General features: G+C 47.0%; 8 protein-coding genes. 3 read left to right on the forward strand and 5 right to left on the reverse strand.

Translation table 11 applies throughout. The annotated features are described in order from the left end of the window. A partial coding sequence (rpsF, locus tag IM477_RS21720) for a 30S ribosomal protein S6 (protein WP_287733424.1) occupies nucleotides 1-382 on the reverse strand: 382 nt, incomplete at its 3' end. Between the two features lie 145 nt (nucleotides 383-527). Between rpsF and IM477_RS21725 the strand changes: the two genes are divergently transcribed. Beyond that, nucleotides 528-1310, forward strand: a complete 783-nt coding sequence (locus tag IM477_RS21725; protein WP_287733427.1) for a fumarylacetoacetate hydrolase family protein — start codon at nucleotides 528-530, stop codon at nucleotides 1308-1310. Here the strand turns inward: IM477_RS21725 and tpiA are convergent. Continuing rightward, nucleotides 1307-2032: a triose-phosphate isomerase gene (tpiA, locus tag IM477_RS21730; RefSeq protein WP_002760957.1), complete on the reverse strand. Its 726-nt coding sequence runs from the start codon at nucleotides 2030-2032 to the stop codon at nucleotides 1307-1309. The two genes, IM477_RS21725 and tpiA, sit on opposite strands and share 4 nt — an antisense overlap. Nucleotides 2033-2189: 157 nt before the next feature. Here tpiA and IM477_RS21735 point away from each other — a divergent pair, with 157 nt between their 5' ends. Then, the gene (locus tag IM477_RS21735) at nucleotides 2190-2954 is read left to right on the forward strand and encodes a metallophosphoesterase family protein (RefSeq protein ID WP_079205978.1); all 765 of its coding nucleotides are present in this window, start codon (nucleotides 2190-2192) and stop codon (nucleotides 2952-2954) included. On the opposite strand, the gene IM477_RS21740 is transcribed toward IM477_RS21735, so the two are convergent. From IM477_RS21740 to pgl, 3 genes are all read right to left on the reverse strand, one after another. After that, nucleotides 2873-4120 carry a site-2 protease family protein gene (locus IM477_RS21740; protein WP_287733425.1) on the reverse strand — a complete coding sequence of 416 codons (1248 nt, stop codon included), beginning with the start codon at nucleotides 4118-4120 and terminating at the stop codon, nucleotides 2873-2875. The genes IM477_RS21735 and IM477_RS21740 overlap by 82 nt on opposite strands. A gap of 173 nt (nucleotides 4121-4293) precedes the next feature. Then, nucleotides 4294-4920, reverse strand: a complete 627-nt coding sequence (locus IM477_RS21745; RefSeq protein WP_149986907.1) for a double zinc ribbon and FHA domain-containing protein — start codon at nucleotides 4918-4920, stop codon at nucleotides 4294-4296. Between the two features lie 230 nt (nucleotides 4921-5150). Beyond that, nucleotides 5151-5873: a 6-phosphogluconolactonase gene (gene pgl / locus IM477_RS21750; RefSeq protein WP_287733426.1), complete on the reverse strand. Its 723-nt coding sequence runs from the start codon at nucleotides 5871-5873 to the stop codon at nucleotides 5151-5153. An 865-nt stretch (nucleotides 5874-6738) separates the two neighbouring features. On the opposite strand from pgl, the gene IM477_RS21755 reads away from it, so the two are divergent. Continuing rightward, on the forward strand, nucleotides 6739-6843 hold a 105-nt coding region (locus tag IM477_RS21755), incomplete at its 3' end, for an RRXRR domain-containing protein (RefSeq protein WP_287733428.1).

The raw sequence follows: 6843 nt of genomic DNA on the forward strand, positions 1-6843 counted from the left end.
CAGCGGAGATACCGTCATCTTCCACCACCGCTTCGGTGATAGGAGAGGGGGGAATTTCCGTTAAGGGAGATAAATCCGCAGGGGGGGCCACCACGCGATCGAGTTTTAGGGTTAAATAACGAATAACCTCATCACTTAAACGCATGGCCCGTTCCATGGGGGCGACTTGTTTGCCGGTTGCCTGATAATTCATCTGCACATAGACACCATCATTGAGTTTTTTGATGGGATAGGCCAGACGTTTTTTACCCCACACCTTAACTTCAATGTCTGTAGCGCTGTGTTCGGTAATCAGAGTCCGATAACGTTCCACTTGTTGCTGAACGACTTCTTCCCCTAAATCGGGACGGAGAATGTAAAGAGTTTCGTAGTTATTGCTCATGTCAGAATCCTTATGGACTAGAAGGCTTCTTTGTCAAGGCCAGGAGTTAATTGATTTTAATAACTCTCTAGCTTTTAATAAAGAAGCAAGGATATATGATCATACTACTATCCGAGAGTCGATCGCTAGTCATTCCCAGAAAAATATGGCGCAACGCTATGTACGAGTGAAACATCGTCAAGGACAAATCTTCTACGGACTGTTACAGCTAAACCGTAGCGTTGCCGTCTTTGATGCCCCTCCCTGGCAAGGAGGGCAACTAACCAAACTAGAATTAGAATCTGATAGCTACCAACTATTAGCCCCCTGTTTCCCGTCGAAAATTATTGCCGTGGGCAAAAATTACCGCGCCCACGCCGCCGAGATGGGAACACCTGTACCGGAAGAACCGCTTTTATTTCTCAAGCCACCGACGACAATTATCGCCGATGGTGAAACTATTTTTTATCCGCCCCAATCCCAAAGAGTGGATTATGAGGGAGAATTGGCATTAATTATCGGAGAAACCGCCAAAAACTGCACCACAGCCCAGGCCAGAAGTAAAATCTGGGGTTATACCATTGCTAACGATGTCACCGCTAGGGATTTACAGAAAAAAGATAGCCAATGGACGCGGGCGAAAGGATTTGACAGTTTTTGTCCCCTCGGCCCCTGGATTGTCCGGGAATTGAGTATCGGGGCGCAATTAACCACTTTTCTCAATGATGGCAGCGAACCCAAACAAAGCAGTTATCTCAGTGATATGGTTTTTCCCCCCGATGTCTTGGTGGCTTATATCTCTCAAGTGATGACCCTGCTGCCGGGGGATGTGATTTTAACGGGAACTCCCGAAGGAATCGGACCGATGCAGGTGGGGGATAAGGTTCGGGTGGAAATAGAAGGCATCGGGGTTTTGGAAAATCGCGTCATGGCAGCAGAAATCAATTAACGATAATTAACAATCCTAGCGAAGACGGCGGGGTCTAGACTTGCCCCACCGACTAAAGCCCCGTTTATCTGCGATTGAGCCATAATTTCATCGATATTATCGGGTTTTACCGAACCACCGTACTGAATGGTTACTTCGGGATTATCTAATTGTTGCCGAATCAAACCGATAACGCGGTTGGCTTCCTCGCTTTCGCAGGTTTCTCCCGTGCCAATCGCCCAGATGGGTTCGTAGGCGATAACGAGGTTTTTTTGGTCAACATTGACTAAACCCCCTTGAATTTGCTTGATAATTACCTTTTCCGTTTCTCCGGCATCTCTTTGGGCTTTACTTTCTCCCACGCAGATAATTGGGATTAAACCTTGTTTTTGGGCAGATATAACCCTTAAATTGACGGTTTCATCGGTTTCGCCGAAATATTGCCGGCGTTCACTGTGACCGATAACCACATAGTGAACCCCAATTTCGGTTAACATATCCGCCGAGATTTCGCCCGTATAAGCCCCCGATTTTTCCCAGTGGACATTTTGCGCCCCCAAGCGAATACGACCACCGTGGAGGGTTTTAGAGAGGACAGCTAAAGCTGTGAAAGGGGCGCAAAGAACTACTTCTCGGTCGTCGGGGGTTTCATCTAGATGGGATTTAAAATCTTGCAAAAACTCCAAAGCTTCTCTCTGGGTTTTGTGCATTTTCCAGTTACCTGCAATAACAACTTTCGGCACAGCTTAATTAATTTAGTAGATTTGATAATTTATGGTACATTTTACTGTAAGCCTTTTTGTTACCCTAAGCAAGATCACCGATAATCGCTGTTTGTCGTGAACAGATTTCTTTAATACTTTTACCCGTACCTATGCCCTAATCCCCTACCAAATCCTCATGCGAACCTTAGCGATCGGCGATATTCATGGTTGCTCGAAAGCTCTAGATCACTTGCTAGAGATCGTCAACCCCAAACCGCAAGATACTTTAATCACCCTCGGTGATTACGTTAATAAGGGCAGAGACTCGAAAGGGGTGATCGATCGCCTGATTTCCCTACATAAACAGGGAAATTTGATTCCCCTCAAAGGTAATCACGAGATTATCATGCTGCAAGCCCGTAATAACCCCCTCAAACAGCGTCTCTGGTTAGAAAAAGGCGGTAAAGCCACCCTCAAATCCTATAGCGAAGGCCACCTGATTAAAATTCCTGAATCTCACTGGGATTTTTTAGGAAAAGTCTGTATAAATAGCTACGAAACTGCAAATCATTTATTTGTTCACGCTAGTCTCGATCCCCATCTACCCCTAGCCAGACAACCAGAATACAAACTCTTTTGGGAGAAATTTCAATATCCCGCCGCCCATAGTTCAGGAAAAACCATGATTTGCGGTCATACCAGCCAAAAAAGCGGTAAACCGGTTAATCTCGGCCATGCCATTTGTATTGATACTTGGGCCTACGGCCAAGGCTGGTTAAGTTGTTTAGATGTGGAAACGGGGAAATTGTGGCAGGTTAACCAGCGAGGAAATTTTCGGATTAGCCATATTCAAGATTATTATCGTCCATCCTCTCTACGTCAGGACATTAAGGACGGTTCGCCGATTTTTGGCGGTTCACTCTTGTCGAGAGCGGCAGCAATAACATTTAAGGGCAAATAACTGGGGTAAACTCCCTCGCGAGCGCGTTCAATATCCGTTTCCTCTAGGGGAAGTTGGTATTTAATCGCAATTGCCTTGAGGATATCGCTGCGATCGATCACTCCCGCTACGGCGGAGGCTGGTGTTAACACCGTGATCATTCGGTCCGGGATGGTTTCCAATTTCTGCACCACCGTCACTAAGGGGGTTTTTTCCTCAACAGTGGGAATTTCCGCGAGGGGATGGGCAATATCAAGCAGTTGTTTTTCTGACCAGAAACTCCGCTCGATCGCCTGTAAATCTTCCACCCGAATTAATCCCCGATAACGCCCCTCGGAAGCGGCAAAATAAGCAGTATTGGCAGCCGCTCGGTCTAAAACGTATTCTTGGGCGAATTCCTCTAGGGTTTGATGGGCGTTTAAAACCCGCAAATGTCTGCTCATCACCTCTCCCGCTGTGAAATTGAGGAGACTTTCCTGTAAATTAGTTAAATTATCGTAGGCGCTGGCATTTCTGAGGATAAACCAGCCTATTAATCCTAACCAGGCACCCCCCACATCTGCCGTCAAGAGAACCAAGAAAATCCCCAAAATAATCCCCAACCAACCGATGAATTGACCACTGATCGCAGCCCAATGTAAACCCTTCCAGCGATCGCCAGTCGCTTGCCAGACCATTGCTTTTAAAATTTGACCCCCATCGAGGGGTAAACCGGGGATAAGATTAAATAGAGCCAAAAACAGGTTAATTATCGCTAAATGCCCGCATATATAAGTTAAATTGGCGTTTAAATAGGGTAAGTGACTGGCTAGGGATAAGAGACAAAACAGGAGAAAACTAACGGCGGGTCCAGCGATCGCTACTTGCAGGGCCTCTGGAGGAGTCCGAGATTCTCGATCGATCGAGGCCATACCTCCAAAGAGAAACAGGGTAATGGAATTGACCTCGATGCCTTGGCAACGAGCCATTAAACTATGACCTAATTCGTGGAGTAAAACCGAGATAAACAGCAATAAAGCCATGATTAAACCAAGTAACCACGCTAAAACAGAACTCTGGGCGGCCAGAGACTGAATTTCTGCATCAGTGGCATTGATCAAGGTGACAAAAGCCAGAATCAAAAACCACGAGGAATCAATATAGAGAGGAATGCCCAATAAAGAGCCGATTCGCCAATTTGTACGCATAATTTTCAGTGGGGAAATGGGGAAGTGGGGAAGTGGGGAAATGGGGGAATAGGGGAATGGGGAAGTGGGGAAGTGGGGAAGTGGGGAAGTGGGGGAATTCAACTAAAACCCTAAAACCCTAAAACCCTAAAACCCTAAAACCCTAACCCCTAACACCTAACACCTGTCCCCTTTTAGGACATTTGGAAAATAAAAGTCATTTTGTCCCCTTTACCGAGAGAAATGCGATCGCCAGCCCGGAGACGATGACGATTGCCGGGGGGTAGGGGAGTGTGATTAACGTAGGTTCCGTTAGCGCTGCCGCTGTCTTCGAGGTAATAGATGCCCGCTTCGACGCGGATATCGGCATGAACCCGGGAGACGATATCAGAATCGGGAAAACCGGAAACATCGATATCGGGGGGAATGCGATCGTTAGGTTTGCCGATATGAATTACCGATAGATGTAGAGGTAATTCAATTTTGCTATCGGTTTGCAGGTGCTGCAAACTAGCTATTTCCGTCTGTAAGCGGGTGGCAGCCCGAACCGGTGGAGGGGCAACAGGAGGAGGTGCGATCGAGGCGACGGTGGGTGTAGGGACTGGTGGGACGGGTTCAGGTTCCGATTCGGGTTGGGCTGCCACCATGGGAACGGAATTAGGCTGTAAATTGTAGCCACACTGACCGCAAAAGGTGGCATCAGTTTGGATGGTTGCCCCACAACTAGGACAGGAAGACATCCGCGGCAAGGGAGTGTAACAGGCCTCGCATTGACTGGCCTCATCGGGGTTAGTATGTTCGCAATTGGGACAAACGATCATTTTTAAGTAAAAAGTAAAAAGTAAAAAGTAAAAAAGCAGATTAGGGGTTAGGTTTTAGGGTGTTGGGGTGTTGGGGTGTTAGGGTGTTGGGGTGGTCACTGCGTGCGCGTTGCGGGGGGTGTTAGGGTTTTGGGGTGTTGGGGTTTTAGTTGAATTTCCCCATTTCCCTATTCCCCTATTTCCCTATTCCCCTATTCCCCTATTTCCCCATTCCCCTATTCCCCTATTCTCTAGACAAAAGAGGAACCGGCGGCCGCATCGAGTAACCAGTATAATTCCCCGGCCGAGGGGTGGATGAGACGGGAAGGATAGGAGAAAGAGTCCCCATGGGCAGAGAAAATCTCATGTAAAGCGGGGCGTTTACTTTCGCCAGCAGCGAGAAAGATCACACAACGGGCCTGATTGATCAGGGGAACGGTAAAAGTTAAGCGGGGATTGCCGTCTTTCTCGCCGACGGTGATACAGCGATCGCTCACCGTTAAAGCTGCCGTGTGGGGAAAGAGAGAGGCGGTGTGACCATCATCGCCCATTCCCAATAAAATCAGGTCAAAAACGGGAAAATCGGGCGAATTGACCCCAAACCATTGGCGGAGATGATCATCGTATTTTTGGGCGGCCAGCTGGGGATCGGGGTCATCCGTGGGCATAGGATGAATATTAGCGGCCGGGATCGCTATGCGATCGAGCCATGCTAACCGGGCCATGCGTTGATTACTGTCAGGATGATCGGGACTAACGTAGCGCTCATCTCCCCAGAAAACGTGAATTTTTGACCAGTCGAGGGGTTGAGAGGATAAAGCCTCGTAGAGAGGTTTCGGGGTACTACCGCCGGACAGAGCGATGGTAAAATAGTCCTGTTGGTCGAGGCTGGTTGTGATTTTTTCCAGAACCAGCGCCAGAGATTTTGCGATCAGAGCTTGTTTATCAGCTAAAACTTCCACCAATTTCTGCATGGGTTTTGTTATCAACTCAGGGGGCTGTCTTTACTATAGGCTAACCATTCAGGACTCATACTAAATCCTTTGAGTATAGGATACATATCAGGACAGGCAAGAGGCAAGAGGCAAAAGGGGCAATAGATAATCAGTCTTTAATAACCGAATTTAGTATCATCTGAGAGCTTGAGAAAATTTTATTCTTTGACAGCCTCTGTCTTAGGGAAGAGATGCGGGGGGAAACCTCGTCTGAGAGCTTGGGAAAATTTTATTAGACCTGCTGCAAAAGTAAGTTATCGAGGTGCTATCGGGTCAAAATATCTAAAAAAATAGGTAAAATTGCCATAATCTTCGGTTTTGTGGATATTATAGTTGTCTATTGTCTTTTTTCTTTTCCTGTCTCCGATTATACTATCGAACGTCTCCTCGCCTAACGGCAGATTTTTGATTTTTGCAGGAGATCTATTCTTTAACAGGGATAAGTTTACCGATGCCATATTGAGGTAATATTTCTAGAGTCGATTCTCGAAAGGGGTTGACAAGCAGAACGATTTGACATAGGGTTTAGCGGGAGGTTGAGCGAGAGTTAATTAGAAATTGCAGTTTGTCAGAGTGCCTCTCGGCAAAATCCTTCTGGGAATCCCCAGCGAGAACTTTTAAACAGACTAGTCACTAACCCCGCCCTAAAAGGGACGGGGCTTGCCTAAACCAATTTAGGCGACGCAAGTAGAGACTACCGCACCGAGACACAATCTGGCACAGACTTCCGAATGCTTCCCTAGTTCGGATTCCCTCTCAGCTTTATTGGTAAAGCGTTGTTAGACAAGACATCTTGATTGTGTTGCGGAAAGGGAATTTAACTTTACTCTTAAGGATTATCTCCATGGCAAGAGTTCCTGTTATCTCAAAAGACGGAAAACCGTTGATGCCCACCAAACCCAGTCGGGCCAGACGGTGGATTAAGGAAGGAAAAGCTATCGGTAAATTC

It is taken from the genome of Microcystis sp. M090S1 (genome assembly GCF_020246295.1).
GTDB classification, from domain to species: Bacteria; Cyanobacteriota; Cyanobacteriia; order Cyanobacteriales; family Microcystaceae; genus Microcystis; species Microcystis aeruginosa.

Excerpts from the sequence above, each read along its gene's own strand:
- IM477_RS21735 (WP_079205978.1), top strand. The coding sequence starts at position 2,190 with ATGCGAACCTTAGCGATCGGCGATATTCATGGTTGCTCGAAAGCTCTA.
- pgl (WP_287733426.1), bottom strand. The coding sequence starts at position 5,873 with ATGCAGAAATTGGTGGAAGTTTTAGCTGATAAACAAGCTCTGATCGCA.
- IM477_RS21745 (WP_149986907.1), bottom strand. The coding sequence starts at position 4,920 with ATGATCGTTTGTCCCAATTGCGAACATACTAACCCCGATGAGGCCAGT.
- IM477_RS21725 (WP_287733427.1), top strand. The coding sequence starts at position 528 with ATGGCGCAACGCTATGTACGAGTGAAACATCGTCAAGGACAAATCTTC.
- IM477_RS21740 (WP_287733425.1), bottom strand. The coding sequence starts at position 4,120 with ATGCGTACAAATTGGCGAATCGGCTCTTTATTGGGCATTCCTCTCTAT.